The following is a 26300-nucleotide window of genomic DNA, read 5'->3' as shown; positions in this document are numbered from 1 at the left end:
ACGTTTCACGTTGTTTGTTTCGTTCAGTTTTCAAAGAACTACTTGGTCGCTCATTTGCGACTTCCTTATGTTAACATTTTCGTTTTTCGATGTCAACTAAGTTTTTCAATTTCTTTTTGTCGTTTTCTGCATTTCCGCATCAGCGACGGTTATTAATTTAACATATACAAACTATTAACGTCAACACTTTTTAATAAAAAATTCTTTTTCTTACATAACGAATACATTCTTCTGTGTTAGCTACTCTCCGGAATAAACAGAAAATGATTTTATATCTTTCTTCCATGGCTTTTTTTACAACTTCATGAATACGCTCATCTTCAAAATCAAATAAAAGTTCCTCTAATTCTCTCTTCAATATGTATTCCATTTCTTTTCTCTCTTCTTTTGTCAACATCAGCCCAAGCAAACAATCACCTCAATAATTCCTTACGCAACAATAAACGTTCCGCTCATTTTCAATTATCACAATCCTATCATCCATTATATCCACTACTTACGATATTAATCCTTTGTTCTCTTTTTTATATTTACAGCATATATGTAACTGAAAAGGATTGGACAAAGGGGCGTAATATTATGTTTTTCTTTTTTATTACGAGTAAGAGAAATTTTAAACACATTAGCTTAATAGTGATACTGTCCTTATTTACAGCATGGCTACTCTTTTTAAAAACATATTCACATGAATCTGCTTTTTCAACTGCTACAGGCCCTAAAGTAATTTACAAAGGAGACACCGCTAAAAAGCAAGTTGCATTTACGTTTGATATTAGTTGGGGAGACAAAAAAGCAATTCCAATCCTAGATACTCTTAAAGAAAGAGAAATTAAGAATGCAACATTCTTCCTTTCTGCTGCATGGGCCGAAAGACACCCCGATATTGTAGAGCGAATCATGAAAGACGGACACGAAATCGGTAGTATGGGGTACAATTACACATCCTACACTTCTCTAGAGACAAATGAAATAAGACGAGACCTTTTACGAGCACAAGATGTTTTTACGAAACTTGGTGTAAAACAAGTCAAGCTGTTACGTCCACCTAGTGGCGAATTTAACAAAGCAACCCTTAAAATCGCAGAATCACTTGGATACACCGTCGTGCATTGGAGTAATAATTCAAACGATTGGAAAAACCCAGGTGTAAATAACATCGTTTCCACTGTCTCTAATAATTTGAAAGGTGGAGATATCGTCTTATTACACGCATCCGATTCTGCCCTTCAAACAAATAGAGCTTTACCGCTGCTCCTGCAAAAAATAAAAAGGGATGGATATGAGCAAATATCCGTATCACAACTTATTTCCAACACAAGTACGAAAAGTGAAGATGTGAAGTAGCTTCTTCCCTACCACTCTTCACGCATAAAAAGCTCTACTACCTTTCAAGAAGGTGGTAGAGCTTTTTTAATCATACCATTTCCAGCATTATAACTGCTGGTGTATAAAATCTCTCTATTAAGCTGATTTACTTGTTTTTCCGATTAAACGATGTAATACAAGTAATTGATATGCGTTACATAACAATAGCGGTATAACCATTAAATATAACCAATCTGTATCATTAATCCGAAGCGCCGGTACCCATTCAAGGATCGTTACAACAACCATAAAGAACAGAGCTGGCACAAATGCTTTTTTATTTGTTTCTTTGCTTTTTACATAAGCAACAATTGCTCCAAACACAAATAATATTCCAGCAACAAGTATGTTATTCCCTAACGAGACTTCCCCATTTGCAATAAGTACAGATCTTAAATACACAAAATCAAATAATACGAATGCAATAAAGAAGAGCTGGACTGCATTCCATAAAGAAGATGAGCGGAACATCCCTAGTCCAAAACGGTGGATTGTTAAATATGCAAAGAATCCCATTTGACTTATAACACTAAAAATAAATCCTACACCCATCAGCCAGAAAGATACTGCTAAAATCTCCTTACCGTCGAAATTTTGAAAAAATTTATTGTACTTGTCCCACTCCAAAACAAAACCAATAATAACTGTGCTAATTCCACCAAGAAACAACGTCGTTAAAAATAGTCGTACCCACTTGCGGCTATTCACAACACATCCCCCATTATCCTTATATTTCTAATTAAATTGTATCAATGACAATTTCAAAAAGCTAGCCATGTTCATGTATAAATTCCTTAAAGATATTTATATTAAAAAGAGAGAACTGTGCTGAAAGGAGTTCCAACTTATGAAACGGATGCTATTCATTTTCGTTTCTTCTTTTCTACTTATCGCACTTGCAGCATGCGCACAAGGAAAAGAAACGAAATCCGAACTAGATTACGATCAAACAAAGAAAATGATTGTTGATATTTTAAAAACAGATCAAGGTAAGAAAGCTATTCAAGATGTATTAACTGATGAAAAAATGAAACAAGCACTCATACTAGATGAAACAGTAGTAAAGAAAACGATTGAAGATGCCATGGTATCCGATAAAGGGCAACAATTCTGGGAAAAGCTCTTTAAAGATCCTGAGTTCTCATCGAAGTTCGCTAAAAGTATGGGGAAAGAACAAACCCAATTAATGAAAACCTTATTAAAAGACCCTGAATACCAAGCAGGCGTTATAGAAATTATGAAAAATCCTGAAGTAGAAAAAATGATGTTACAAACAATGAAGAGTAAAGAATACCGTCAATATCTACAACAAGTACTAACAGAAACTGCTGAAAGTCCACTCTTCCAAGCCAAGATGATTGATATCATTAGTAAAGGTGTGCAAAAAGCTGAAAAAGGCGGATCTGGTAAGAAAGAAGCAGGCGGTGACGGTGGTTCTCAAGGCGGGAAGAAGGAAGAATAGTAAAAAATAATAACTATAATAACGAGTGGACAATTTATACATTGTTCACTCGTTATTACTTTATCTTGCTATTAACAGACGAAATGGCCCCCTCTAGTTAAGCGAAAGGTTTACTAGCAACAAAAGCCTTATTGTTGTCAGTAACAGGTGAACCCCACTGATTAAAGTTTCACTTTATTTTTGTGTAACAGCTGTTCTATCAATTACTGTTTCAGCTATTTTACTATAAATAATGCCCGTTGTATGTGTATCTTCATATACTGAAGGAGCAAAGTCTTCTTTATTCCAATCGGGTTGTTGTAGCGGAATGCGACCAAGAACATTCGTTTGTAATTCGGTAGCTAACTTATCTCCCCCGCCTTTTCCAAATACATATTCTTTCTCACCAGTTACCTTACTTTCAAAATATGCCATATTCTCAACAACACCAAGAATACTATGTTCAGTGCGCAATGCCATCGCTCCAGCACGCGCTGCTACAAACGCAGCTGTTGGATGAGGCGTCGTTACAATAATCTCTTTGCAAGATGGCAACATTGAGTGCACATCTAACGCAACATCACCTGTGCCTGGTGGCAAATCTAGTACTAAATAATCTAAATCGCCCCATTCTACTTCTGTGAAGAAGTGGTTTAACATTTTCCCAAGCATAGGTCCTCTCCAAATAACTGGTGCATTATCCTCTACAAAGAAGCCCATTGAGATTACCTTTACACCTAAACGTTCCACCGGAATTATCTTGTCACCTCTTACGATAGGACGTTTTTCTATCCCCATCATGTCTGGCACACTAAAACCGTAAATGTCCGCATCAATAATACCAACTTTTTTTCCTAAACGAGCTAAAGCAACTGCAAGGTTAACGGAAACAGTTGATTTTCCCACGCCACCTTTTCCACTCGCTACTGCTAAGAATGTTGTTTTTGAATTAGGTGACAATAAAGATTCACTTTGCTCTTCTTCTTGTTCCGGTGCAAACTGAGCTAATTCCTCTTCTGTAAATTCTGCAAAACGAAGTCCAACTGTTGCTGCCCCAAGTTCTTTTACTAACTTTACAATTCCAGACTGCAACTGCATTTGTTCCGCTGTACCGGTTTTTACGATTGCAATTTTGACACTCACATGTTCCTTCTCTGGCTTGACTGTTACCTCTTTAATTGCACTTGTTTCTTTTAATGTTTTATGTAAAAACGGATCTACAATCCCTTCTAACGCTTCAACCACTTGCTCTTTCGTTATCATAATTAGCCCAGCCCCCTGTATGAAAAATAACGTAATGTTAATTGAATTTATCTCTGCTTATCCTTGAAATAAATGCGTTTACATTTCCAGTATAACATATTTTCCGAAAACTTCGTTAACGAGAGAAGCTCAAAAAAATCCTCCTTATTCTGGAGGATTTCCTTTTTCCGTGAAATAACGTAATATACCACGGTATATTGCAGCTGCTACCTTTTGCTGATATTTCTCCGAATTTAACATATACCTTTCGTTCACATTCGATAAAAAGCCAGCTTCAATTAAAGCACCTGGTGTTTTAGAATACTTTAATAAATATACATGCGAAATTGTCTTAGCAGAACGATTCGTGTTTTCTAAACTTGTTCTCAATTCAGCCTGTATAAATTTTGCAGCACGTTCATTTTCAATCGAAGAGCGGTAATAGAACGTTTGTGCGCCTTTCGATCCACTACTAGTTAAAGCATTTAAATGAATACTTGCAAAAAAGTCTACATCAGGTTTATTGATGATTTCTACACGTTTTTTTAAATCCTCTGCTTTACGTCTACTATATGACTTTGTATCTTTGTTAGCTAAATCATAATCTCCCTCACGCGTTAAAATAACTAGTGCACCTTGTTCTTGTAAATAGTCTTGTACCTTTTTTGTAATTTCAAGCGTAATATCCTTTTCTATAATATCCTTTCCACCAACAGCCCCTCCATCTGGTCCACCATGCCCAGCATCTAATACAATTACTTTCCCTGATAAGGGTAAATTCCAAGCTCGCCACGATTTTGTAATTTGAAATTCTTGTTTAACTAAAAAAAACAATACAACCGCAGCGAGCGCAAAAGAGATAATTCGAATTCTCTTCATACCTTTCCTCCTCCAGCTAGTCCCTCTAATTACTTATATGGGACAAGAGGAAAGTTTATGCTTGTCTTAATGAAGCTTTAATCGATATCTTCTTTCACCTTTTTCATACCCTTCTTGCCACCACAATCCTATAAACTGCTGACAAGATTCAAAAAGTAATTCCTCATCTTTCAACTTTATTTCTCGCATAGTCATACTCGTTAAAAATTGAAATAGCGTTTCAGTTAATTGTTGTTCTTCTTCTAAAGCTCTATATTTCACATCAAAAATCGATTCACCATAATAACCAAATTTACTGTATCTCGCTCCTAATAAATAAGATTCTATCCCTAATTCAATACAGTAATCTTCATACTGACGATGAAGCTCTTGCATTTGAAAGGCATCACGAATATTTGAACGCAATGTTTTTAATGATAATTCCCGCAACATCTTCCGCTCGTATTTTAACTGCTTTTCTTTTTGTTTTTCTTGTAAGCTGACAATGACATTCATAGTACTTATAAACCTCCCTAATACGTATTAGTCTAAACTTCTAAAGAAGAAGCATACGCGTGGCGGTAGCACTAAAATATTCCAAGCTATAAAAATTGCAAAAGAGGAATGAAACATAAAAAAACCCCAACCAAAATGGTTGGGGTTTGTAGTTCGCAAAAATTAACGTTTTGAGAACTGAGGTGCACGACGTGCGCCTTTAAGACCGTATTTTTTACGCTCTTTCATACGTGCGTCACGAGTTAATAGACCTGCACGTTTTAGTGTTAGACGGTATTCTGGATCAGCTTTTAATAAAGCGCGAGAAATACCGTGACGAATAGCACCAGCTTGACCAGTGTATCCACCACCATTTACGTTTACAAGTACATCGTAGTTACCTAAAGTTTCTGTTGCAACTAGAGGTTGTTTCACTACTTCACGTAATGCAGCAAATGGGATATAGTTTTCAAAATCACGACCGTTAATGATAACGCGTCCTTCGCCTGGAACTAGGCGTACGCGCGCTACTGAACTCTTACGACGTCCAGTGCCATAGTATTGAACCTGTGCCAAAGTAAGCCCTCCTTTAATTAATTATCCGCGAAGTTCGTAAACTTCTGGTTTTTGTGCTTGGTGTGGATGCTCTGCTCCAGCATACACGTTAAGTTTCTTAGAAACTTGACGGCCTAAGCGTCCTTTTGGAAGCATGCCTTTAATTGCAAGCTCTAACATTTGTACAGGGTAGTTTGTACGCATTTCAAGAGCTGTTCTTTGCTTAAGTCCACCTGGGTGGTTAGTGTGACGGTAGTAAATTTTATCGTTTAATTTATTACCTGTTAAATGAATTTTCTCAGCGTTAATAATAATTACATGATCACCCGTGTCAACGTGTGGTGTAAATGTAGGTTTGTTTTTACCACGTAAAATGGATGCTACTTCACTAGCAAGGCGACCTAAAGTTTGACCTTCAGCATCAACCACATACCATTTACGCTCAACTTCGTTAGCTTTTGCCATAAAAGTCGTACGCATGTGTTTCCCTCCTCGTTATCTTTTCCATAGAAAAAATCTATTGTTTATCTTAAACACGATTTCCTTCCGGGGCTAATCGTGGTTTTAGAAACAATACCATATGTTATGATATACTTTTGAGTTTCTAATGTCAAGCAAATGTTACACCAGGATTAGTTGTTATAGTTTACCTCCCATAAGTAAAGCCCATGACCTGGAGCCATCTTTCCAGCAAACTGACGATTTTGTTTCGCTAAAATCTCTGGAATGCTATCAGGATCAAGCTTTCCTTGCCCTACGCTAAGTAACGTACCAACAATAATTCTGACCATATTATATAAAAATCCATTACCTACAAAACGAAAAATTATTTCATCATTTTGTTCAATTAACTCGATTTCATAAATTGTTCGCACTTTATCTTTTTTGTCAGTTTTTGCCGAACAAAAAGAAGTGAAATCATGTGTTCCAATAAAATAAGGAATTGCTTTTCTTATAGAGTTGATTTCGAGCGGATATGGATATTGATATACGTAATTTCTACGGAATACATCCGCAGTCTTTGATAATAATACACGATAACGATATTCTTTTTTCTCAACACCGTAACGTGCATGAAATTCTTCTGTTTTTTTCTCTACTTGCCTAATAACAATATCATCTGGCAACATTGTGTTTAAAGCATTAATCCATTGCCACTCTTCAAGAGACAAAGGAGTATCAAAGTGTATTACTTGTCCTTTTGCATGAACTGTAGAATCTGTTCTACCAGATGCCTGAACACGAACAAGTTCTCCCTTATGCAATTTCTGCAATGCTTTTTCTATCTCCTGTTGAACAGTACGATGGTTCGGCTGAATTTGATAACCACAAAAATGCATGCCATCATATGCAACCGTACATTTTATTCTATCCATTTCTCTATTCTCCATTACGATCGCACCCATGCCAAAATACAAGCTAAACAAAATAAGCTGACAATCGTTACTGTATCGCTTGTTTTCCAGCGTAGTTGCCTAAATTTAGTACGTCCTTCACCACTTTGATATCCACGAGCTTCCATCGCAATGGCTAAGTCCTCTGCACGCTTAAAAGCACTGATAAACAGAGGAACGAGCAGTGAAATAATAGCTTTCATTCTATCTTTTATCGGTCCCCCGGCAAAATCAATACCACGTGACGCTTGTGCTTTCATTATTTTACTCGTTTCATCCATTAATGTCGGGATAAAACGAAGAGAAATTGACATCATTAATGCGATTTCATGAACAGGAACCTTTATACGCTTCAACGGCTTTAATAACGTCTCCAAACCATCTGTAATTTCAATAGGTGTCGTCGTTAACGTTAATAATGTCGTCATTAAAATAATAACGAAGAATCGTACAGAAATGTATATCCCTTGCTCTAATCCTTTTTCATATATCGAAAACCAACCAAGCTGGAATAGTACATCCCCCTCCTTATTTGTAAAAATATGCAGGAAAAATGTAAAAAGAAAAATCCATAAAATTGGTTTTAAGCCCGAAAGTACATAACGAATCGGCACTTTTGCAAAAAATAAAGCAATGAGTGCATATAAAAATAAAAATCCATATGAAATCGCATTATTTGCTAAGAAAACAACAAATACATATAAAAAGACAATCAGCAGCTTCGTACGTGGATCAAGTTGATGAATAAGTGAATTCCCCGGGATATATCTCCCAATAATCAACTGCTGCATGATTCATGACCACCTTTTCGTAACACCTGCACAACTTCATGAGTAAGATCCTCTAAAGATAAGGTAGCCTTTGGAATTGAAATACCAAACTTCTCTTCAATTGCACGTTTATACTTTAATGACATAGGAAGATCCACACCAATTTTCTCTAGTTCATCGGCATGTGAAAATACTTCCTCTGCACTTCCTTGCAAAAAGACCGTTCCTTTATGCATAACTACAATCTGCTCCGCATACTGAGCAGCATCCTCCATATTATGCGTTACAAGGATAACTGTAAGCCCCTTTTCCTTGTGCAGCTTATAAAACATCTCCATAAGTTCGTTCTGCCCTTTTGGATCTAGTCCTGCTGTAGGTTCATCTAATACAAGCACTTCAGGTTCCATCGCCAGTACACCCGCTATAGCAACACGTCTCATTTGTCCACCACTTAATTCGAATGGAGAACGTGTTAACAGTTCCGGTTCTAGCCCTACAAGTTCAATTGCCTTTCTAGCCTTTTGCCTTGCTTCGTCTACAGATACTCCAAAATTAGTAGGGCCGAAACAAATATCTTTCTCCACAGTCTCTTCAAACAACTGATGTTCTGGGAATTGAAAGACAACCCCTACTTTTTTACGTAGTGGCTTTAACTTTTTTTCTTTCTTTCCTGCCGAAATCAAATGTTCACCAATTTGAACTGTACCATTTGTCGGCTGCAATAAACCATTTAAATGTTGAATCATCGTTGACTTACCTGAACCAGTATGACCAATAATGGCATAATAGCCCCCACTTGGAAACGACACATCTACATCATAAAGTGCGCGTCTTTCAAATGGAGTTTTATATTGATAACGATGCTCTACTTTTTGGAATGTAATCTCCAAAGTTCGTTCACCAAGCTTTCCATTGTAAGATGCGTATTTTGCAAGAGAATTTCATTTCTTTTTAATAATTCTGCTATTTTCACTGAAAACGGTACATCTAAGCCAATTTCTTGGAGCATATGAGAGGATTTGAAAATTTTTTCTGGAGTCCCTTCCTCTAATATTTCTCCCTTATTTAAAATAATGACACGATCTGACTGTGCCGCTTCTTCTAAATCGTGCGTAATCGATAACACGGTAATACCTTTTTGAGTAACAAGTTGTCTAACCGTTTCTACTACTTCACGTCTCCCTTGAGGGTCTAACATTGACGTTGCTTCATCTAATATTAAAATAGATGGTTGAAGTGCTAAAACGCCTGCTATTGCCACTCGCTGCTTTTGCCCACCAGATAAGGAATGAGGCTCATCATTAAGAAAATCTTCCATACGGACAAGTCGCAAGGCCTGTTCTAATCTTTCAATCATTTGTTCTCTTGGCATTCCGATATTCTCTAAGCCAAATACAACATCATCTTGCACTGTTGTTCCAACAAATTGATTATCTGGATTTTGAAATACCATTCCAATTTGTTTTCGAACATCCCATACCGTTTCCTCTGATAAAACCATTGTATCATTTACTGTAATAGTCCCTGCTTCTGGCAAAAACAAACCATTCAATAATTTTGCAAGTGTAGACTTTCCTGAACCGTTTTGTCCAATAATAGATACCCATTCTCCCTCATATAAGGAAAATGAAACATCTTTTAATGCATAAGTGGCTGCCCCAGGATATTGAAATGATATATTTTCTATCCGAAGTTTCTCTTTTTTCAATAGAAGGCACCCTTTCCTTCGCACAGTTAGCCTATTTTTATATTTAAAAAAAAGGGCCATGACCAGTTTCTTGAAAAGAACTGTCCTGCCCTTTTAATTATCATTATACTAACTCGATAATTACCATTGGTGCTGCGTCTCCGCGACGTGGACCAATTTTTGCAATACGAGTGTATCCGCCTTGGCGCTCAGCATAGCGTGGAGCTACATCAGCGAATAGTTTTTGAAGTGCATCTTGACCAGTCTCAGCGTTAGCTACTTCATTGCGAATGAAAGCTGCTGCTTGACGACGAGCATGAAGATCTCCGCGTTTACCTAAAGTGATCATTTTTTCCACTACAGAACGAAGTTCTTTTGCACGAGTTTCTGTCGTTTGGATGCGCTCGTTGATAATTAAATCAGTAGCTAAATCACGTAACATAGCTTTACGTTGCGCACTTGTACGGCCTAATTTTCTGTATGCCATTCGTAGTTCCCTCCTTTGTTGATGGGTTTAAATCCTCAGTCGTCTTTACGTAAACCTAAACCTAATTCCTCAAGTTTATGTTTAACTTCTTCTAAGGATTTACGTCCTAAGTTACGAACTTTCATCATATCTTCTTCTGTTTTGTTCGCAAGCTCTTGTACAGTATTAATTCCTGCACGTTTTAGGCAATTATAAGAACGAACAGAAAGGTCTAGTTCTTCGATAGTCATCTCAAGAACTTTCTCTTTTTGATCTTCTTCCTTCTCGACCATAATCTCAGCATTTTGTGCTTCATCAGTTAAACCAACAAAGATATTTAAATGCTCAGTTAAGATTTTGGCACCTAAAGAGATAGCTTCTTTTGGCCCGATGCTTCCATCCGTCCATACATCAAGCGTAAGCTTATCATAATTAGCCACTTGTCCGACACGTGTCTTTTCCACTTGGTAAGTCACACGTGATACTGGAGTATAAATAGAATCAATAGGAATTACTCCTATTGGTTGATCTTCGCTTTTATTTGCATCAGCTGGCGTATACCCACGGCCACGCTTTGCAGTTAAACGCACGCGGAAATGCGCATCTTTTGCTAACGTTGCAATGTGTAAATCTGGATTTAAGATTTCTACATCACTATCGTGAGTAATATCAGCAGCTGTGACAATACCTTCGCCCTGTACATCAATTTCCAACGTCTTCTCTTCTTCAGAGTAGATTTTAAGAGCTAACTTTTTCAAGTTTAAGATGATCGTCGTAACGTCTTCTACTACGCCCTCAACTGTTGAAAATTCATGTAATACGCCATCGATTTGGATAGCAGTAACAGCGGCACCAGGGAGTGAGGATAAAAGAATACGACGTAAGGAGTTACCCAAAGTAGTACCATATCCACGCTCAAGCGGTTCAATTACGAATTTACCATATTTAGCATCTTCGTTAAGTTCAACCGTTTCGATTTTCGGCTTTTCGATTTCAATCATTAACTAAACCCTCCTTCAAAACGTCGAAACCCCGGTTAAACAAAGGTATAACCCCTGTCTAACCGAAAGTCCCCCTTAGGCAGTTCCCGATTGTGCACAACAAGCGATGTTTCTGTACGAAATTTCTCGATAATGCATCATATCCATTATAGACAAAAGGGAAAATTCTATACAGAAAAATTACACACGACGACGTTTTGGTGGACGACATCCATTATGAGGAACTGGAGTAACATCTCTAATTGCTGTTACTTCTAGACCTGCAGCTTGAAGAGCACGAATTGCAGCTTCACGACCAGCACCAGGACCTTTAACAGTAACCTCTAAAGTTTTTAAACCGTGTTCCATTGCAGCTTTAGCAGCAGTTTCAGCAGCCATTTGCGCAGCGAATGGAGTAGATTTACGAGATCCACGGAAACCAAGTGCACCAGCACTAGACCAAGAAAGTGCGTTACCGTGAGTATCTGTAAGTGTTACGATTGTGTTGTTGAAAGTAGAACGAATATGAGCTATACCAGCTTCAATATTCTTTTTCACACGTTTTTTACGAGTGTTTGTTTTACGTGCCATTGTTAGTTCAACCTCCTTTACTTATTATTTCTTTTTATTTGCTACTGTACGACGTGGACCTTTACGTGTACGAGCATTGTTTTTAGAGTTTTGACCACGAACTGGTAAACCACGACGGTGACGAAGACCACGGTAAGAACCGATCTCCATTAGACGTTTGATGTTAAGAGATACTTCACGACGAAGGTCTCCCTCAACTTTAATACGATCGATGATATCACGGATACGTCCTAATTCGTCTTCCGTTAAATCACGAACTCGTGTTTCTTCAGAAATACCTGCTTCAGCAAGAATTTTTTCAGCAGTTGTGCGACCAATGCCGAATACGTAAGTTAAAGAAATAACAACGCGTTTGTCTCGAGGAATATCTACACCTGCGATACGTGCCATTACGAATGCACCTCCTTCTGATTAACCTTGTTTTTGTTTATGTTTAGGGTTTTCACAAATAACCATTACTTTTCCACGTCTACGAATAACTTTACATTTTTCGCAGATTGGTTTAACTGACGGTCTTACTTTCATGTCTCGAACCTCCTTAAAGATTACGGAGTGCTATATTATTTAAAACGGTACGTAATACGACCACGATTTAAATCGTACGGAGATAATTCTACCGTAACTTTGTCTCCTGGTAAAATACGAATGAAGTTCATACGGATTTTACCAGAAACGTGAGCCAATACGACATGCCCATTCTCTAATTCTACTTTGAACATAGCATTTGGCAACGTTTCAAGAACGGTACCTTCGACTTCAATTACATCATCTTTAGCCATTCAATAGTTCTCCCTTCTTCAAATCAGTAACATTTTACACTGCTCTGAAATCCCGGAGAGCCAGCTACTTATAAAGTGGTAAGGATTTCGTATCCTGCTTCTGTAAGAGCAATCGTGTGCTCAAAATGGGCACACCATTTACCATCTACCGTTACCACTGTCCAGTCATCAGATAGTGTTTTTACATATCGTCTTCCTTGATTCACCATCGGCTCAACACAGATGACCATTCCCGGCTTTAATCTAGGGCCTCTATTTGGTGGACCATAGTGCGGGATTTGAGGGTCCTCATGTAAGTCTTGCCCGATTCCGTGACCAACATACTCCCTAACGATCGAGAATCCATTCTCTTCAGCATGGGTTTGAACCGCATGTGAGATATTTGATAATCTCTCGCCTGGTTTTACTTGTTCTAGACCAAGATACAACGATTTTTCTGTGACATCAAGTAGCTTTTGAACAGATTCAGAAATGTTTCCAACTGGATACGTCCATGCAGAATCTCCATGGTACCCATTGTATTTCGCACCAATATCGATACTGATGATATCGCCCTCTTTGAGCTTGCGCTTCCCTGGAATTCCGTGTACAAGCTCTTCATTTACAGAAGCACATATGCTCCCCGGAAATCCGTTGTATCCTTTAAAAGATGGCGTAGCACCATATTTTTGAATCGTCTTTTCCGCTATTTGATCGAGCTCTTTCGTTGTAATTCCTGGAGTAATGTGCTGTTTCAACTCTTGATGAGTCAAAGCAACGATCCTGCCAGCTTCTCGCATGATTTCTATCTCGCGAGGAGTTTTGCAGATTATCATTACGCTAAGCCTCCGATGAGAACATCGATATCAGCAAATACTTTATTGATATCTTGCTCACCATTAATGCTTTGTAAGTAACCAAGCTCTTCGTAGAAATCAAGCAAAGGTTTTGTTTGCTTAATATTTACATCTAAACGATTTGCTACAGTTTCTTCATTGTCATCAGAGCGTTGATATAATTCGCCACCACATTTATCGCACACATCAGCTTTTGCTGGTGGATTGAATTCTAAGTGGTAAGTCGCACCGCACTCTTTACAAATGCGACGGCCTGTAAGGCGTTTTAATAACAACCCTGAATCCACATTAATGTTTAAAACATAGTCGATTTTTTTGCCAAGATCTTTCATAATTTCTTCAAGAGCTGATGCTTGTGCAACAGTTCGTGGGAAACCGTCTAGTAAGAAACCTCTTACGCAGTCGTCTTGACTTAAACGTTCACGAACGATTCCGATCGTAACTTCATCTGGAACAAGTGCACCTTTATCAATAAAAGATTTTGCTTGTAGACCCATTTCAGTTTCAGCCTTCATAGCTGCACGGAACATGTCTCCTGTTGAAATGTGAGGGATGTTATACTTGGCAACAATCTGTTCGGCTTGTGTACCTTTACCAGCACCAGGAAGCCCCATTAAAATTAAGTTCATCCTTGTTCCCCCTCAGAGTACATGAGCATGTAGGGAAGACAATTCTTCCCACTTACTCACTGCTTGATAAACCCTTTGTAATGGCGTTTTACCAGTTGGCTTTCTAGCTGCTTCATTGTTTCTAAAGCAACGCCGACAACGATTAACATACTCGTTCCACCGATCTGTGCAGATGGAGGAAGATTTCCCAATTTCGTAAAGATAACTGGTAAGATTGCAATCGCTGCTAGGAAAATTGATCCTACAAAGGTCAAACGATACAAGATTTTTGTTAGATATTGTTCCGTATTCTTACCCGGACGAATACCTGGAACATATCCACCTTGCTTGTTTAGATTCTCTGACATTTGCTCTGGATTAACCTGAACAAATGCATAGAAATATGTGAAGGCTACAATGAGCGCAACATATATGATCATTCCCACTGGGTGAGAATAGTTAAAGTTTGCAATAATCCACTGCGATACATCATGTTTCGGGAAGAACTGTGCAATAGTCGGAGGCGTAATTAAGAATGAAACAGCAAAAATTACTGGAATAACACCAGCACTATTTACCTTAAGCGGTAAATGTGTGTTTTGTGCTCCAGCATAACCACCATTTCCTCCTGTTACACGCTTCGCATATTGAATTGGGATCTTTCTAACAGCCTGTTGAATGAAAATAACACCCACAATAACTGCTAGCACAGCTAGTAAAATCAATGCAACTTTAACGATACTCATGAACAATTGATCTCCGATATTTTGAAACTGTTGCTGATACACTTGAGATATAACACTTGGGATCGCTGCGGCAATACCGCCAAAGATAAGGATGGAAATACCATTACCTACACCTTTAGCTGTAATCTGTTCACCTAACCACATTAAAAATGCAGTACCAGCAGTCAGTACCGTAGCAATGTATAAATAAGTGCTCCAACCTGGATTCAAAATTAATTGTCCACCTACCATACCGTTAAAACCGATTGACATACCAAACCCCTGAATAAACGCAAGAACAATTGTAAAGTAACGCGTGAATTGCGTTAATTTACGACGGCCCATTTCACCTTGCTTCGACCATTCCGAAAATTTAGGAACAACATCCATCTGCAATAATTGCACGATGATGGATGCTGTAATATACGGCATGATTCCCATCGCAAAGATGGAGAAGTTTTTCAAGGCTCCACCGCCAAATGTATTTAGAATACCTAAAGCATTTAATTGATCTTGTGCCTTCAGTACGTCTCCATTTGTAAATGGCACGGGGATAAACGTGCCAATCCTGAATACGATTAACATCGCTAAAGTGAATAATATTTTACGTCTTATCTCAGCAACGCGCATAAAGTTGGAGATTGTACGAAACATTAGATCACCTCAACTGATCCGCCAGCTGCTTCAATTGCTTCTTTAGCACTTGAAGAGAACTTGTGCGCTTTAACAGTTAGTTTTTTCTCTACTGCTCCGCTTGCAAGAACTTTAACACCGTCGTTTAACTTGCTGATAACGCCAGTTTCCAGCAATAATTCAGGTGTTACTTCTGTACCATCTTCAAAACGATTTAACGTTGATAAGTTTACAATAGCAAACTCTTTACGGTTAATGTTTGTGAAGCCGCGTTTTGGTAAACGACGGAATAATGGAGTTTGACCACCTTCGAAGCCAAGACGAACACCGCCGCCAGAACGTGCGTTTTGTCCTTTATGACCTTTACCAGCAGTTTTACCGTTACCAGAACCGATACCACGACCGACACGGTTACGTACTTTACGAGAACCTTCTGCAGGTTTTAATTCATGAAGTTTCATTCCCAGGCACCTCCTTATATTAATGAGTTATCCTTAAGCTTCTTTTACAGTTACAAGGTGAGAAACTTTGTTGATCATACCAAGAATAGCAGGAGTTTCTTCCTTAACTACAGTTGAATTCAACTTTTTAAGACCTAAAGCTTCTACCGTCGCACGTTGATCTTGTGGACGACCAATTACACTACGAGTGAGGGTAATTTCTAACTTTTTCGCCATTTGTTTTCCCTCCTTAACCTAGTAGCTCTTCTACAGATTTACCGCGTAATTTTGCAACATCTTCAGCGCGCTTAAGTTCGCTTAATCCGTTCACAGTAGCGCGAATCATGTTGATTGGTGTGTTAGAACCAAGAGATTTCGAAAGAATATCTTGTACACCAGCTAATTCAAGGACCGCACGAACAGGTCCACCAGCAATAACACCAGTACCCTCAGCAGCAGGTTTTAAGAATACTTCACCAGCGCCAAAATGACCGTTGATTGTGTGTGGAATTGTTGTACCAACTAATGGTACAGCGATTAAGTTTTTCTTAGCGTCTTCGATAGCTTTACGGATTGCGTCTGGTACCTCTTGTGCTTTACCAGTACCGAATCCAACATGACCGTTTTTATCGCCAACTACAACTAGTGCAGCAAAGCGGAAACGACGACCACCCTTAACAACTTTCGCGACACGATTTATCGTAACTACACGTTCTTCAAGTTCTAATTTACTTGGGTCAATGCGATGCATCAATTTTCCCTCCTTTGACCATTAAAATTGTAATCCAGCCTCACGAGCAGCTTCAGCTAGAGCTTTAACACGGCCATGGTATAAGTAACCACCGCGATCAAATACTACTTCTTTAACGCCTTTCTCTACAGCACGCTTAGCAACTGATTCTCCAACTTTCGTAGCAGCTTCAATATTGCTAGTACCGTTAAGAGCAAGGTCTTTATCAAGAGTAGATGCACTTACTAACGTTACACCATTCACATCATCAATAACTTGAGCGTAAATATGTTGGTTAGAACGGAACACGTTTAAACGTGGACGCTCTGCAGTACCAGTAAGTTTAGCACGTACACGTGCATGTCTTTTCTTACGAGTCGCATTTTTATCAGCTTTAGTGATCATTCTTGTCACTCCTTTCTCTCACCTAACGGGTTTACTTAGCAGTTTTACCTTCTTTACGACGAACAACTTCGCCTTCGTAACGAATACCTTTACCTTTGTAAGGCTCAGGAGCACGTACAGCACGGATGTTAGCAGCGAATTCGCCAACACGTTGCTTGTCGATACCTTTAATTACGATCTTAGTTGGTGCAGGTACTTCAACTTCAAGACCTGCTTCCGGAGTCATTTCTACTGGATGAGAATAACCTACGCTTAATACAAGTTTATCACCTTGTTTTTGAGCACGGTAACCAACACCGACTAATTCAAGTCCGCGTGCGAAACCTTCAGTTACACCTTCAACCATGTTTCCGATTAAAGCACGAGTTGTACCGTGTAATGCACGGTGTTCCTTCTGTTCAGATGGACGCTCAACTGTTAATGTATTCTCTTCAATTTTGATAAGCATATCAGCATTGAAAGTACGAGTTAATTCACCTTTAGGGCCTTTTACTGTTACAGTATTGTCTTCTGCAACTGTAATAGTAACACCTGCAGGGATTTCAAGAATCTTTTTACCAATACGAGACATGTGGTCACACCTCCGTTCGTTTTAAATATATATTACCAAACGTATGCTACTACTTCTCCACCAGTTTGTAATTGACGAGCGTCTTTGTCTGTCATTACTCCCTTAGATGTAGAAACAAGAGCGATACCTAATCCGTTAAGTACACGTGGTACTTCGTCAGCTTTAGCGTAAACGCGTAAGCCAGGTTTACTGATACGTTTTAATCCAGTGATTACACGTTCATTGTTTGCACCATATTTCAGGAAAATACGAAGGATACCTTGTTTGTTATCCTCGATGTATTCTACATCACGAATGAAACCTTCACGTTTTAAAAGTTCAGCGATCTCTTTTTTGATTTTAGAAGCAGGAACCTCTAATTTCTCATGACGTACCATGTTCGCATTACGGATGCGAGTAAGCATGTCTGCAATTGGATCTGTCATCACCATGTGTTTTACCTCCTTCCCATTTGTGGGTTTTACCAACTAGCTTTTTTAACACCAGGAATTTGACCTTTATATGCAAGTTCACGGAAACAAATACGGCAAAGTTTAAATTTGCGGTATACAGAATGCGGACGACCGCAGCGTTCGCAACGTGTATACTCTTGTACTTTAAACTTAGGAGTACGCTTTTGTTTCGCTATCATAGATTTTTTAGCCACGTTTTCGCCTCCTCTACTTAGCGTTGGCTTCCATTATTTTTGGAATGGCATACCGAATTGTGTTAAAAGTTCACGAGCTTCTTCATCAGTTTTCGCTGTAGTAACGATTACGATGTCCATACCGCGGACTTTGCTTACTTTATCATAATCAATCTCAGGGAAAATAAGTTGCTCTTTAACACCTAATGTATAGTTTCCACGACCATCGAATGATTTCTTAGAAACACCACGGAAATCACGTACACGTGGTAAAGAAACTGATACTAATTTGTCGAAGAACTCATACATTTGCTCGCCGCGTAAAGTTACTTTCGCACCGATTGGCATACCTTCACGAAGACGGAAACCAGCGATTGATTTTTTAGCACGAGTTACAACAGGTTTTTGACCTGTGATTTGTGTTAATTCTTCTACTGCGTTGTCTAACGCTTTTGAGTTAGATACCGCGTCACCAACACCAGTGTTGATTACGATCTTTTCGATTTTTGGTACCTGCATTACAGATTTATAGTTAAACTTGCTCACTAGAGCAGGAGTAATTTCCTTTTGGAACTTCTCTTTAAGGCGATTCAATGAAGTGACCTCCTTTCTTAAGAAAATTATTTATCTAATAATTCACCAGATTTTTTTGCAATACGAACTTTTTTACCATCTTCTACTTTGAAGCCTACACGAGTAGGTTCACCTGTTTTCGGATCTAAAATCATAACGTTAGAAACGTGAATAGGTGCTTCTTTAGTAATAATTCCACCTTGTGGATTTAATTGAGATGGCTTAGAGTGCTTCTTAACGATATTGACACCCTCAACGATAACACGGTTTTGCTTTGGGAAAGCCACAAGGATAACGCCTTGTTTTCCTTTGTCTTTACCAGTGATTACCTGTACTTTATCACCTTTTTTTACATGCATCTTAATTCTGCACCTCCTTAGCAAGGCAATACCTTAAATTATAGAACTTCTGGAGCTAAAGAAACGATCTTCATGAAGTTGCTATCACGTAATTCACGAGCTACTGGTCCGAAGATACGAGTACCACGTGGGCTCTTATCGTCTTTAATGATAACCGCTGCGTTTTCATCAAATTTGATGTAAGAACCGTCCGGACGACGAGCTCCGCTCTTCGTACGTACCACTACTGCTTTAACAACGTCACCTTTTTTAACAACGCCACCTGGTGTTGCTTGTTTTACCGTAGCAACGATAATGTCACCAATGTTAGCATATTTACGACCAGAGCCGCCTAATACTTTAATTGTTAAAAGTTCACGTGCACCAGAGTTGTCAGCAACTTTCAAACGAGATTCTTGTTGGATCATGTTATGAAACCTCCCTTCGGACTAAAAATTCCGATTCGTCTATTTAGATAATAACCGCTTCTTCAACGATTTCAACTAAACGGAAACGCTTAGTAGCAGAAAGCGGGCGAGTTTCCATGATTTTAACGATATCGCCAAGTTTCGCTTGGTTTTGCTCATCATGGGCTTTGTACTTCTTAGAATACTTAACACGTTTTCCGTACAAGGAATGAGTTTTGTAAGTTTCAACTAAAACTGTAATCGTTTTGTCCATTTTGTCAGACACTACACGACCAGTATAAACTTTGCGTTGGTTACGTTCGCTCACTATGCAAACCTCCCCTCAATTTATCGATTAATTCCGATCTCTCTTTCACGAACTACAGTTTTCATACGAGCAATTGCTTTACGCACTTCACGAATGCGAGTTGGATTCTCTAATTGTCCTGTAGCAAGTTGGAAGCGAAGATTAAACAACTCTTCCTTTAAAGCTTTAACTTTTGTTTCGATTTCGGCAGTGGTTAATTCACGAATATCATTAGTTTTCATTAGATTCACCACCATTTTCTTCACGTTTTACGAATTTACATTTCACAGGTAACTTGTGAGCTGCAAGACGTAATGCTTCGCGTGCTACCTCTTCAGATACACCCGCGATTTCGAACATAATTTTCCCAGGTTTTACTACTGCTACCCAGCCTTCTGGTGCCCCTTTACCGGAACCCATACGTACTTCTAGAGGTTTTGCAGTGTAAGGTTTAGAAGGGAAAATTTTAATCCATACTTTACCGCCACGTTTCATGTAACGAGTCATTGCACGACGAGCAGCTTCGATTTGACGGTTTGTAATCCATGAAGCAGCTTGTGCTTGTAAACCGAATTCACCGAAAGCAATTTCAGTTCCACCTTTAGCACGACCACGCATTTTACCACGATGCTCTCTACGATATTTTACGCGTTTTGGCATTAACATATTATTTTCCTCCTTCCTCAGAAGCTTTCTTTTTTGTAGGAAGGACTTCTCCACGGTAGATCCATACTTTTACGCCTAATTTACCGTATGTTGTATCAGCTTCAACTGCTGCATAGTCAATATCAGCGCGAAGTGTATGAAGTGGAACAGTTCCTTCACTGTAAGATTCTGCACGAGCGATATCAGCTCCGCCAAGACGACCAGAAACCTGTGTTTTAATACCTTTAGCACCTGCACGCATAGCACGTTGAATAACTTGCTTTTGTGCACGACGGAATGATACACGGTTTTCTAATTGACGAGCGATGTTTTCGCCTACTAATTTAGCGTTAAGATCAGCTCTCTTAACTTCTAAAATGTTGATGTGTACACGCTTGCCTGTTAATTGGTTAAGAGCTTTACGAAGTGCTTCAACTTCAGTACCACCTTTACCAATTACCATACCAGGTTTTGCAGTGTGAATTGTAACATTTACACGATTTGCTGCACGTTCGATTTCTACTTTAGCAACAGCAGAATCTTTTAAGCGTACATTAATGTACTCACGGATTTTGATGTCTTCATGTAATAATGTAGCGTAATCTTTCTCAGCGAACCAACGAGATTCCCAGTCACGGATAACGCCGACACGAAGACCAATTGGATTAACCTTTTGACCCATCGATTATCCCTCCTTCTTTTCTGATACCACAACTGTGATGTGGCTTGTGCGTTTGTTAATTTGGCTTGCACGACCCATTGCACGTGGACGGAAACGTTTTAACGTTGGACCTTCGTCAACGAAAACTTTTTCTACAACTAGGTTGTTAATGTCCATCTCATAATTGTGCTCTGCATTTGCGATTGCAGATTTTAAAACTTTTTCTACAACTGGAGAAGCAGTTTTTGGTGTGTGGTTAAGGATAGCAATCGCTTCACCCACTTGCTTACCTCGGATTAAGTCTACTACTAAACGAACTTTACGAGGAGCAATACGAACTGTTCTCGCTACTGCTTTAGCTTGCATTGAAGTGCCTCCTCTCATTATCTTCTAGTTTTCTTATCGTCAGCAAGGTGACCTTTGTACGTACGAGTTGGTGCGAATTCACCTAACTTATGGCCAACCATATCCTCAGTGATGTACACAGGTACGTGTTTACGACCATCATATACAGCAATTGTGTGTCCGATGAACTGAGGGAAGATTGTTGAACGGCGAGACCAAGTTTTAACAACTTGTTTTTGCTCAGATGCAACTAATTTTTCCATTTTGCTCATTAAGTGATCATCGACAAATGGTCCTTTTTTTAAGCTACGAGCCATTTTGGTGCCTCCCTTCGTGATTGGCGTACGGTTCTAGAAATGAACCGTACTACAATCCCATTATTTTTTACGACGACGAACGATGAATTTGTCAGACGCTTTGTTTTTCTTACGAGTCTTGAATCCAAGAGTTGGTTTACCCCATGGAGACATTGGAGACTTACGTCCGATTGGAGAACGTCCTTCACCACCACCGTGTGGGTGATCAACCGGATTCATTACAGAACCACGAACTGTTGGGCGTTTACCTAACCAGCGAGAGCGACCTGCTTTACCGATTTTGATAAGTTCGTGTTGTTCGTTACCTACTTGACCGATTGAAGCGCGACAAGCAGATAATACAAGACGTACTTCACCAGAAGTTAAACGTACAAGTACGTATTTACCTTCTTTACCAAGTACTTGAGCAGATGTACCAGCAGAACGAACTAATTGTCCGCCACGACCAGGCTTAAGCTCGATGTTATGAACAACAGTACCTACTGGAATGTTGATTAATGGTAATGCGTTACCGATTTTAATGTCAGCTTCTGGGCCAGACATAACTTCCATACCTACTTCTAAAGATTTAGGAGCAAGAATGTAACGTTTTTCACCGTCAACGTAGTTAATTAATGCGATATTCGCAGAGCGGTTTGGATCGTATTCGATCGTAGCAACGCGTCCTGGAATTCCATCTTTGTTACGCTTAAAGTCGATGATACGGTATTGACGCTTATGTCCGCCACCTTGATGACGTACAGTGATTTTACCTTGGTTATTACGACCAGCCTTCTTGCTTAAAGGAGCAAGTAATGACTTTTCGGGTCTATCAGTCGTGATTTCAGCGAAATCATTCGTAGTCATATTACGACGACCGTTAGTAGTTGGATTATACTTTTTGATTCCCATCTCAATTTCCCTCCTTCTTTAGTAAGAATTAAACGCCTTGGAAGATTTCGATTTCTTTGCTGTCAGCAGTTAGCTTAACGATTGCTTTACGACGACGGCTAGTAAAACCAGCGTGACGACCAACGCGTTTTGCTTTCGGCTTGTAGTTCATGATGTTCACTTTTTCTACTTTAACACCAAAGATCGCTTCAAGAGCATCTTTAACTTCTGTTTTATTAGATTTAACGTCCACATCGAACGTGTATTTTTTTTCAGCCATCATTTCCATAGAACGTTCAGTGATAACTGGGCGCTTAATGATATCACGAGGATCTCTCATTATGCAAGCACCTCCTCTACTTTTTCCACTGCCGCTTTTGTCATGATTAGCTTATCATGATGAAGCACGTCTAAAACGTTTACGCCATCAGCAGTGATTACTGTTACTCCAGGGATATTGCGAGCAGATAACTCTACAGATTCGTTTGCATCAGCAGTTACGATAAGAGCTTTCTTCTCAACAGTTAATCCTTTAAGTACTGCTAGCATATCTTTTGTTTTTGGTGCATTTAACACTAGGTCTTCAAGAACTACAATGTTGTTCTCAACTACTTTAGTAGCTAATGCAGATTTGATTGCTAAACGACGAACTTTCTTAGGAAGTTTGTACGCATAGCTTCTTGGTGTAGGTCCGAATACCGTACCACCACCACGCCATTGAGGAGAGCGGATAGACCCTTGACGAGCACGTCCAGTTCCTTTTTGACGCCATGGTTTACGACCACCACCGCGAACTTCAGAGCGAGTTTTTACTTTGTGTGTACCTTGACGTAAAGATGCACGTTGCATCATTACAGCTTCGAAAAGTACAGCTTCATTTGGTTCGATACCGAAAATAGCTTCAGCTAATTCGATTTCACCAACCTGTGAACCAGTTTGGTTATATACAGTAACTTTTGGCATTGGAATTCCTCCTTCCTATTGTGAATTATTTGCTAACCTTCACAGCGCCTTGAACAACTACAAGAGATTTCTTAGCACCTGGAACGTTACCTTTTACTAGTAATAAGTTGCGCTCAGTGTCAACTTGAACGATTTCTAAGTTTTGGATAGTAACTTGGTCTCCACCCATACGTCCAGCAAGTTTTTTGCCTTTGAATACACGGTTCGGAGCAACTGGGCCCATTGAACCTGGACGACGGTGATAGCGAGAACCATGAGACATAGGTCCGCGAGATTGTCCGTGGCGTTTGATAACACCTTGGAAACCTTTACCTTTAGAAATTCCTGTTACATCAACGATTTCACCTGTAGCGAATACGTCAACTTTTACCTCTTGACCAACCTCTAATCCGTCCACGTCTGCATCGCGGATTTCGCGAATGAAGCGCTTAGGAGTTGTAGATGCTTTAGCAGTGTGGCCTTGTTCAGGTTTGTTAGTTAACTTTTCACGTTTATCTTCAAATCCTAACTGGATTGCATTGTAGCCATCAGTTTCAGTTGTTTTCTTTTGAAGAACAACGTTTGGATTAGCAGCGATAACTGTTACTGGGATTAACTCACCGTTCTCAGCAAATACTTGAGTCATACCGATCTTTCTTCCTAAGATTCCTTTGGTCATGAGTTACACCTCCTACATTTTTAAGTTATATAAATTATAGTTTGATTTCGATATCTACACCAGATGGTAAATCTAAACGCATTAATGAATCTACTGTTTGTGGAGTAGGACTCACGATGTCGATTAGACGTTTGTGCGTGCGCATTTCGAATTGCTCACGAGAATCTTTGTACTTATGAACAGCACGAAGAATTGTGTAAACAGTTTTTTCAGTTGGTAATGGGATCGGACCAGAAACTGTTGCCCCAGAACGCTTAGCTGTTTCTACAATTTTCTCAGCTGACTGATCAAGAATACGGTGATCGTAAGCTTTTAAACGGATACGAATTTTTTCTTTTGCCATTATTTTCCCTCCTTCGTTCGCCTATTTCTAAAATAGACCTTCTCCATGGAAATTTCCCCACACCATGCCATGGCAAAGCGGCCGGGTGTGTCAGCAACCTTCCACTTCATCGCAGTCAAAGACCAACATTGTCTATTATACAATGTTATTCGTCTAGATGCAAGCATCTTTTTGTTTGCATCTGCTTTTCTCTACTTTTGCTATTATACATGGCACTTTAAAGAATTTCAAGTTTTCATCTAACAGAATTCATTTTACAGTTTCTGGATTATCTTTTGTTGTTTTTATATTACTATAGAAGAAACTCGTCAAAACAAAAAAACACTCTCTTCTCCCTTATATAAACGCAAACAAAAAACCTAAGGGAAAATCCCTTAGGTTTTTTTATATCAGTTAAGATTACTCAACGATAGTAGCAACTACACCGTAACCTACTGTACGTCCACCTTCACGAATAGAGAATTTAGTTCCCTCTTCGATAGCGATTGGAGCGATAAGTTCGATAGTCATTTCGATGTTGTCACCAGGCATTACCATTTCAGTACCTTCTGGTAATTGGATGATACCAGTTACGTCAGTTGTACGGAAGTAGAACTGAGGACGGTAGTTAGCGAAGAATGGAGTGTGACGTCCACCTTCTTCTTTAGATAATACGAAAACTTCAGCTTTGAATTTAGCGTGAGCTTTTACAGAACCGCTTTTTGCAAGTACTTGTCCACGTTGGATGTCTTCACGAGCAACCCCACGAAGTAAAGCACCGATGTTGTCTCCAGCTTGAGCTTGGTCAAGAAGTTTACGGAACATCTCTACACCAGTTACAGTTGTAGAAGCATTTTCTTCAGCAAGACCGATGATTTCTACTACGTCACCAACTTTAACGATACCGCGCTCAACACGACCAGTAGCAACTGTACCACGACCTGTGATAGAGAATACGTCCTCTACAGGCATTAAGAATGGTTTGTCAGTTTCACGTTCTGGAGTTGGGATGTAAGCATCAACTTCAGCCATTAATTCAATGATTTTTGCTTCCCAATCAGCTTCTCCTTGAAGAGCTTTAAGAGCAGAACCTTTGATTACAGGAATGTCGTCGCCTGGGAATCCGTATTCAGATAATAGGTCGCGAACTTCCATTTCTACTAATTCTAATAATTCTTCGTCATCTACCATGTCGCATTTGTTTAAGAATACAACGATGTAAGGAACACCTACTTGACGAGAAAGAAGGATGTGCTCACGTGTTTGAGGCATTGGGCCATCAGCAGCAGATACTACTAAGATACCGCCGTCCATTTGAGCAGCACCAGTGATCATGTTTTTAACATAGTCAGCGTGACCTGGGCAGTCAACGTGTGCATAGTGACGAGTTTCAGTTTCGTACTCAACGTGTGCAGTTGAGATTGTGATACCGCGCTCTCTTTCTTCTGGAGCAGCATCGATTTGATCGTATCCGCGTGCTTCAGCACCACCAGCTTTTGCAAGAACTGTAGTGATCGCAGCAGTTAATGTAGTTTTACCATGGTCAACGTGGCCGATTGTACCGATGTTAACATGGGGTTTAGAACGTTCGAATTTAGCTTTAGCCATTCTAAATTCCTCCTTAGTTTATATAGGTTATTTTATATTTAGACTAGAAAGTGAAACTTACGTCCCACTTTCTAAGCTTACATAAGTAGT

Annotated in this window: 44 protein-coding genes; 2 read left to right on the top strand and 42 right to left on the bottom strand. The window is 39.3% G+C overall.

The window, feature by feature from the left end; translation table 11 throughout:
* Window positions 1-190: 190 nt before the first annotated feature.
* Window positions 191-409 carry a hypothetical protein gene (locus HFD78_RS26665; protein WP_000901147.1) on the bottom strand — a complete coding sequence of 73 codons (219 nt, stop codon included), beginning with the start codon at window positions 407-409 and terminating at the stop codon, window positions 191-193.
* A gap of 170 nt (window positions 410-579) precedes the next feature.
* On the opposite strand from HFD78_RS26665, the gene pdaB reads away from it, so the two are divergent.
* The gene (gene pdaB / locus HFD78_RS26660) at window positions 580-1344 is read left to right on the top strand and encodes a polysaccharide deacetylase family sporulation protein PdaB (protein WP_000464704.1); all 765 of its coding nucleotides are present in this window, start codon (window positions 580-582) and stop codon (window positions 1342-1344) included.
* 117 nt (window positions 1345-1461) lie between these two features.
* On the opposite strand, the gene kbaA is transcribed toward pdaB, so the two are convergent.
* Window positions 1462-2073, bottom strand: coding sequence for a KinB signaling pathway activation protein KbaA (gene kbaA / locus HFD78_RS26655; protein WP_001088526.1), 612 nt, complete (start codon window positions 2071-2073; stop codon window positions 1462-1464).
* A 139-nt stretch (window positions 2074-2212) separates the two neighbouring features.
* Between kbaA and gerD the strand changes: the two genes are divergently transcribed.
* Window positions 2213-2827: a spore germination lipoprotein GerD gene (gerD, locus tag HFD78_RS26650; protein ID WP_000827296.1), complete on the top strand. Its 615-nt coding sequence runs from the start codon at window positions 2213-2215 to the stop codon at window positions 2825-2827.
* Window positions 2828-3001: 174 nt separating this feature from the next.
* Here the strand turns inward: gerD and HFD78_RS26645 are convergent, their stop codons facing one another.
* The 40 genes from HFD78_RS26645 to tuf form a co-directional block, all read right to left on the bottom strand.
* Window positions 3002-4069 (bottom strand): Mrp/NBP35 family ATP-binding protein, encoded by a 1068-nt coding sequence (locus HFD78_RS26645; RefSeq protein WP_000628846.1) that lies wholly within the window; start codon window positions 4067-4069, stop codon window positions 3002-3004.
* 144 nt (window positions 4070-4213) lie between these two features.
* A complete protein-coding gene (gene cwlD, locus HFD78_RS26640; protein WP_000822439.1) occupies window positions 4214-4927 on the bottom strand; it encodes an N-acetylmuramoyl-L-alanine amidase CwlD in 714 nt (237 codons plus the stop codon).
* A gap of 66 nt (window positions 4928-4993) precedes the next feature.
* The gene (locus tag HFD78_RS26635; protein ID WP_001101007.1) at window positions 4994-5422 is read right to left on the bottom strand and encodes a DUF2521 family protein; all 429 of its coding nucleotides are present in this window, start codon (window positions 5420-5422) and stop codon (window positions 4994-4996) included.
* 162 nt (window positions 5423-5584) lie between these two features.
* Entirely contained in the window at window positions 5585-5977 is a 393-nt protein-coding gene (gene rpsI, locus HFD78_RS26630) for a 30S ribosomal protein S9 (RefSeq protein ID WP_000079986.1), read from the bottom strand.
* 21 nt (window positions 5978-5998) lie between these two features.
* A complete protein-coding gene (rplM, locus tag HFD78_RS26625; RefSeq protein WP_001260793.1) occupies window positions 5999-6436 on the bottom strand; it encodes a 50S ribosomal protein L13 in 438 nt (145 codons plus the stop codon).
* A 152-nt stretch (window positions 6437-6588) separates the two neighbouring features.
* Window positions 6589-7332, bottom strand: coding sequence for a tRNA pseudouridine(38-40) synthase TruA (gene truA, locus HFD78_RS26620; RefSeq protein ID WP_002098927.1), 744 nt, complete (start codon window positions 7330-7332; stop codon window positions 6589-6591).
* 14 nt (window positions 7333-7346) lie between these two features.
* A complete protein-coding gene (locus HFD78_RS26615; protein WP_001186526.1) occupies window positions 7347-8141 on the bottom strand; it encodes an energy-coupling factor transporter transmembrane component T family protein in 795 nt (264 codons plus the stop codon).
* The gene (locus tag HFD78_RS26610) at window positions 8129-9010 is read right to left on the bottom strand and encodes an energy-coupling factor ABC transporter ATP-binding protein (protein ID WP_000406535.1); all 882 of its coding nucleotides are present in this window, start codon (window positions 9008-9010) and stop codon (window positions 8129-8131) included. Before HFD78_RS26610 ends, HFD78_RS26615 begins: the two co-directional genes overlap by 13 nt.
* The gene (locus tag HFD78_RS26605) at window positions 8986-9828 is read right to left on the bottom strand and encodes an energy-coupling factor ABC transporter ATP-binding protein (protein ID WP_000711759.1); all 843 of its coding nucleotides are present in this window, start codon (window positions 9826-9828) and stop codon (window positions 8986-8988) included. Before HFD78_RS26605 ends, HFD78_RS26610 begins: the two co-directional genes overlap by 25 nt.
* 103 nt (window positions 9829-9931) lie before the next feature.
* A complete protein-coding gene (gene rplQ / locus HFD78_RS26600; RefSeq protein WP_000331490.1) occupies window positions 9932-10294 on the bottom strand; it encodes a 50S ribosomal protein L17 in 363 nt (120 codons plus the stop codon).
* Window positions 10295-10329: 35 nt separating this feature from the next.
* Window positions 10330-11274, bottom strand: coding sequence for a DNA-directed RNA polymerase subunit alpha (locus tag HFD78_RS26595; RefSeq protein ID WP_000569643.1), 945 nt, complete (start codon window positions 11272-11274; stop codon window positions 10330-10332).
* A gap of 180 nt (window positions 11275-11454) precedes the next feature.
* Entirely contained in the window at window positions 11455-11844 is a 390-nt protein-coding gene (rpsK, locus tag HFD78_RS26590) for a 30S ribosomal protein S11 (protein WP_000101798.1), read from the bottom strand.
* 24 nt (window positions 11845-11868) lie between these two features.
* Window positions 11869-12234 carry a 30S ribosomal protein S13 gene (rpsM, locus tag HFD78_RS26585; protein WP_000090788.1) on the bottom strand — a complete coding sequence of 122 codons (366 nt, stop codon included), beginning with the start codon at window positions 12232-12234 and terminating at the stop codon, window positions 11869-11871.
* Between the two features lie 21 nt (window positions 12235-12255).
* Window positions 12256-12369, bottom strand: a complete 114-nt coding sequence (gene rpmJ / locus HFD78_RS26580; protein WP_000868344.1) for a 50S ribosomal protein L36 — start codon at window positions 12367-12369, stop codon at window positions 12256-12258.
* 35 nt (window positions 12370-12404) lie between these two features.
* Window positions 12405-12623 carry a translation initiation factor IF-1 gene (gene infA / locus HFD78_RS26575; RefSeq protein WP_001029884.1) on the bottom strand — a complete coding sequence of 73 codons (219 nt, stop codon included), beginning with the start codon at window positions 12621-12623 and terminating at the stop codon, window positions 12405-12407.
* 68 nt (window positions 12624-12691) lie between these two features.
* A complete protein-coding gene (gene map, locus HFD78_RS26570) occupies window positions 12692-13438 on the bottom strand; it encodes a type I methionyl aminopeptidase (protein WP_000582539.1) in 747 nt (248 codons plus the stop codon).
* Complete coding sequence (locus HFD78_RS26565; RefSeq protein WP_001048989.1) at window positions 13438-14088, bottom strand: adenylate kinase; 651 nt, start codon at window positions 14086-14088, stop codon at window positions 13438-13440. Before HFD78_RS26565 ends, map begins: the two co-directional genes overlap by 1 nt.
* 56 nt (window positions 14089-14144) lie before the next feature.
* Window positions 14145-15446: a preprotein translocase subunit SecY gene (gene secY / locus HFD78_RS26560; protein WP_000490117.1), complete on the bottom strand. Its 1302-nt coding sequence runs from the start codon at window positions 15444-15446 to the stop codon at window positions 14145-14147.
* Window positions 15446-15886: a 50S ribosomal protein L15 gene (rplO, locus tag HFD78_RS26555; RefSeq protein WP_000766081.1), complete on the bottom strand. Its 441-nt coding sequence runs from the start codon at window positions 15884-15886 to the stop codon at window positions 15446-15448. Before rplO ends, secY begins: the two co-directional genes overlap by 1 nt.
* Window positions 15887-15919: 33 nt before the next feature.
* The gene (rpmD, locus tag HFD78_RS26550; RefSeq protein ID WP_001085234.1) at window positions 15920-16102 is read right to left on the bottom strand and encodes a 50S ribosomal protein L30; all 183 of its coding nucleotides are present in this window, start codon (window positions 16100-16102) and stop codon (window positions 15920-15922) included.
* A gap of 13 nt (window positions 16103-16115) precedes the next feature.
* On the bottom strand, window positions 16116-16616 hold the full coding sequence (gene rpsE / locus HFD78_RS26545) for a 30S ribosomal protein S5 (RefSeq protein WP_000554646.1): 501 nt from the start codon (window positions 16614-16616) through the stop codon (window positions 16116-16118).
* 21 nt (window positions 16617-16637) lie between these two features.
* On the bottom strand, window positions 16638-17000 hold the full coding sequence (rplR, locus tag HFD78_RS26540) for a 50S ribosomal protein L18 (RefSeq protein ID WP_000628816.1): 363 nt from the start codon (window positions 16998-17000) through the stop codon (window positions 16638-16640).
* Between the two features lie 31 nt (window positions 17001-17031).
* Window positions 17032-17571: a 50S ribosomal protein L6 gene (gene rplF / locus HFD78_RS26535; protein ID WP_000086558.1), complete on the bottom strand. Its 540-nt coding sequence runs from the start codon at window positions 17569-17571 to the stop codon at window positions 17032-17034.
* Window positions 17572-17603: 32 nt separating this feature from the next.
* A complete protein-coding gene (rpsH, locus tag HFD78_RS26530; protein ID WP_000245511.1) occupies window positions 17604-18002 on the bottom strand; it encodes a 30S ribosomal protein S8 in 399 nt (132 codons plus the stop codon).
* A 29-nt stretch (window positions 18003-18031) separates the two neighbouring features.
* Complete coding sequence (gene rpsN, locus HFD78_RS26525; RefSeq protein ID WP_001085700.1) at window positions 18032-18217, bottom strand: 30S ribosomal protein S14; 186 nt, start codon at window positions 18215-18217, stop codon at window positions 18032-18034.
* A gap of 33 nt (window positions 18218-18250) precedes the next feature.
* Complete coding sequence (gene rplE / locus HFD78_RS26520; RefSeq protein ID WP_001080831.1) at window positions 18251-18790, bottom strand: 50S ribosomal protein L5; 540 nt, start codon at window positions 18788-18790, stop codon at window positions 18251-18253.
* Window positions 18791-18816: 26 nt separating this feature from the next.
* Entirely contained in the window at window positions 18817-19128 is a 312-nt protein-coding gene (rplX, locus tag HFD78_RS26515; RefSeq protein WP_000558200.1) for a 50S ribosomal protein L24, read from the bottom strand.
* Between the two features lie 38 nt (window positions 19129-19166).
* On the bottom strand, window positions 19167-19535 hold the full coding sequence (rplN, locus tag HFD78_RS26510; protein WP_000615912.1) for a 50S ribosomal protein L14: 369 nt from the start codon (window positions 19533-19535) through the stop codon (window positions 19167-19169).
* Window positions 19536-19578: 43 nt separating this feature from the next.
* On the bottom strand, window positions 19579-19842 hold the full coding sequence (rpsQ, locus tag HFD78_RS26505) for a 30S ribosomal protein S17 (RefSeq protein ID WP_000004106.1): 264 nt from the start codon (window positions 19840-19842) through the stop codon (window positions 19579-19581).
* A 20-nt stretch (window positions 19843-19862) separates the two neighbouring features.
* Complete coding sequence (gene rpmC, locus HFD78_RS26500) at window positions 19863-20063, bottom strand: 50S ribosomal protein L29 (protein ID WP_000855718.1); 201 nt, start codon at window positions 20061-20063, stop codon at window positions 19863-19865.
* A complete protein-coding gene (rplP, locus tag HFD78_RS26495; RefSeq protein WP_000928969.1) occupies window positions 20053-20487 on the bottom strand; it encodes a 50S ribosomal protein L16 in 435 nt (144 codons plus the stop codon). The genes rpmC and rplP overlap by 11 nt, the downstream gene beginning before the upstream one ends.
* Before the next feature lies 1 nt (window position 20488).
* Window positions 20489-21148: a 30S ribosomal protein S3 gene (gene rpsC, locus HFD78_RS26490; RefSeq protein WP_000529956.1), complete on the bottom strand. Its 660-nt coding sequence runs from the start codon at window positions 21146-21148 to the stop codon at window positions 20489-20491.
* Between the two features lie 3 nt (window positions 21149-21151).
* Window positions 21152-21493, bottom strand: a complete 342-nt coding sequence (gene rplV / locus HFD78_RS26485; protein WP_001148024.1) for a 50S ribosomal protein L22 — start codon at window positions 21491-21493, stop codon at window positions 21152-21154.
* 17 nt (window positions 21494-21510) lie between these two features.
* Window positions 21511-21789: a 30S ribosomal protein S19 gene (gene rpsS / locus HFD78_RS26480; protein WP_000124454.1), complete on the bottom strand. Its 279-nt coding sequence runs from the start codon at window positions 21787-21789 to the stop codon at window positions 21511-21513.
* A gap of 60 nt (window positions 21790-21849) precedes the next feature.
* A complete protein-coding gene (gene rplB, locus HFD78_RS26475; RefSeq protein ID WP_000511583.1) occupies window positions 21850-22680 on the bottom strand; it encodes a 50S ribosomal protein L2 in 831 nt (276 codons plus the stop codon).
* A 28-nt stretch (window positions 22681-22708) separates the two neighbouring features.
* Complete coding sequence (gene rplW / locus HFD78_RS26470) at window positions 22709-22999, bottom strand: 50S ribosomal protein L23 (protein WP_001205558.1); 291 nt, start codon at window positions 22997-22999, stop codon at window positions 22709-22711.
* Entirely contained in the window at window positions 22999-23622 is a 624-nt protein-coding gene (rplD, locus tag HFD78_RS26465) for a 50S ribosomal protein L4 (RefSeq protein ID WP_001127258.1), read from the bottom strand. The genes rplW and rplD overlap by 1 nt, the downstream gene beginning before the upstream one ends.
* Before the next feature lie 25 nt (window positions 23623-23647).
* A complete protein-coding gene (gene rplC / locus HFD78_RS26460; RefSeq protein WP_000160207.1) occupies window positions 23648-24280 on the bottom strand; it encodes a 50S ribosomal protein L3 in 633 nt (210 codons plus the stop codon).
* Between the two features lie 34 nt (window positions 24281-24314).
* A complete protein-coding gene (gene rpsJ, locus HFD78_RS26455; RefSeq protein ID WP_001040596.1) occupies window positions 24315-24623 on the bottom strand; it encodes a 30S ribosomal protein S10 in 309 nt (102 codons plus the stop codon).
* Window positions 24624-25022: 399 nt separating this feature from the next.
* Entirely contained in the window at window positions 25023-26210 is a 1188-nt protein-coding gene (tuf, locus tag HFD78_RS26450; RefSeq protein WP_001029614.1) for an elongation factor Tu, read from the bottom strand.
* Window positions 26211-26300 lie beyond the last annotated feature (90 nt).

The sequence above is a fragment of the Bacillus sp. EKM501B genome (genome assembly GCF_011800505.1).
GTDB classification, from domain to species: Bacteria; Bacillota; Bacilli; order Bacillales; family Bacillaceae_G; genus Bacillus_A; species Bacillus_A cereus.
Note: the sequence above shows the minus strand (reverse complement) of the source record. Positions and strands in the feature narration are given on the sequence as shown.